The organism is Levilactobacillus enshiensis, from assembly GCF_007115095.1.
Taxonomy (GTDB): Bacteria; Bacillota; Bacilli; order Lactobacillales; family Lactobacillaceae; genus Levilactobacillus; species Levilactobacillus enshiensis.
On the sequence record NZ_SULH01000021.1, the window covers coordinates 6,368 to 7,742 of the forward strand.

2 protein-coding genes and 1 pseudogene are annotated in these 1,375 nt (G+C 34.9%); all 3 read left to right on the forward strand.

The window, feature by feature from the left end; translation table 11 throughout:
* Window positions 1-395: pseudogene (locus FAY32_RS14045) on the forward strand (IS30 family transposase); the annotation flags it as partial.
* A gap of 232 nt (window positions 396-627) precedes the next feature.
* Window positions 628-846 (forward strand): DUF2188 domain-containing protein, encoded by a 219-nt coding sequence (locus FAY32_RS14050; protein ID WP_010579558.1) that lies wholly within the window; start codon window positions 628-630, stop codon window positions 844-846.
* Window positions 846-1,022, forward strand: a complete 177-nt coding sequence (locus FAY32_RS14725) for a hypothetical protein (protein ID WP_154590010.1) — start codon at window positions 846-848, stop codon at window positions 1,020-1,022. Before FAY32_RS14050 ends, FAY32_RS14725 begins: the two co-directional genes overlap by 1 nt.
* The last annotated feature ends 353 nt before the right edge of the window (window positions 1,023-1,375 follow it).

Consider the following 1,375-nt stretch of genomic DNA (forward strand, 5'->3'; position numbering starts at 1 on the left):
AAATTCTCAACCATTTACGTCTAAGCTGGTCACCAGGAATGATTGCTCACGAATTTAAACTAGCGACTAAATCTATTTATAATTGGCTAAATCAGGGGAGAATTGGTTTCTCCTTGAATGATCTACCTGAACATGGCGTACGCCAACGATCCAAATATGATCAATCTTTGGGGCGATCAATTGAACAGCGTCCCATGCTGATTAATCAACGTAATCGCATCGGCGATTTTGAACTAAATACAGTCGTTGGTCCTCGTGGGCATAGTAAGGCAGTTTTATTAACTTTAATCGATCGCAAATCACGGTTCCTTTGGGCATACCGGTTAAAAGATCGGACGACAGCGACTGTTAATGAAGCACTAACTAAGTTCCTAACCACTTTTAATGAGAGCGTAAAATATCATCATAATTCAATGTCTAGTTCGAAATTTATAATTAGAAACCTTTTTGGGGCAAATTACATGGATACTATTTCTTAGTTAAAATATGAGTCTAGTGACTATCGGTTGAAACTAAAGCAACTTTTTTGACAACGCTTACCAACATGCTGTAATCTTATTTAATATATAACAAATAATCTATATACTCTTTTCCATATCTAAAATCATATGAATGGAGGTTATTGAAATGCCTTGGAATGAACAAAATTACCCACCATCAATGAAAAATTTGAAAAAAGTGGTTCGAAAAAAAGCTATTGAGATCGCAAATGCGCTTAAAGAAAAAAATTATGACGATAAGCGGGCCATTTCAATTGCTACGGAACAAGCGGAAAAATGGTATCAACATCGCTCTGATTTAAAAGACGACACTCCATTCAAGAAGAATTTAAGGAGGCATAGCTAATGATATCACTTTTGGAAAAACACCCAAACAAAATTACTCCTCATATACCAATAGAAAAGCCTAAAAAGCAATTACCACAAAGATTTCCAGTAAAGACTCCACCTGAAACTCCCCAAATAAATCCAGAAAAAATATACCCTGAAAAACAACCTGAAGAGCCGGTTAGGCGTGATTAATAAGCCGTTTATGTTAGATTACAAATTCCAATTTGAAGGGGGCCACATAAATCAGAGTGCATTCCTATGAGGCATACTAAATACAATATTGGAGACTACGTTTTAAATTGCAAATAATTCGGATTAAATTTGTAATCTACCTTAATCTATTTCGTTTAGTATCCTTTACTATATATAATAAGGAGGTCTCTAATGCTAGTTTTTCTGTCAACATCATTCATATCGAGAGCGTAAAATATCTTGTGTAAACGCATAAAAGATTTCTAAATTGTATAGAAATAGGGAATGCCTTCCCTTATGATATTTAGTAACCACAGAAAACATCACAGGAGGCATTCCCCATGAATGAACTT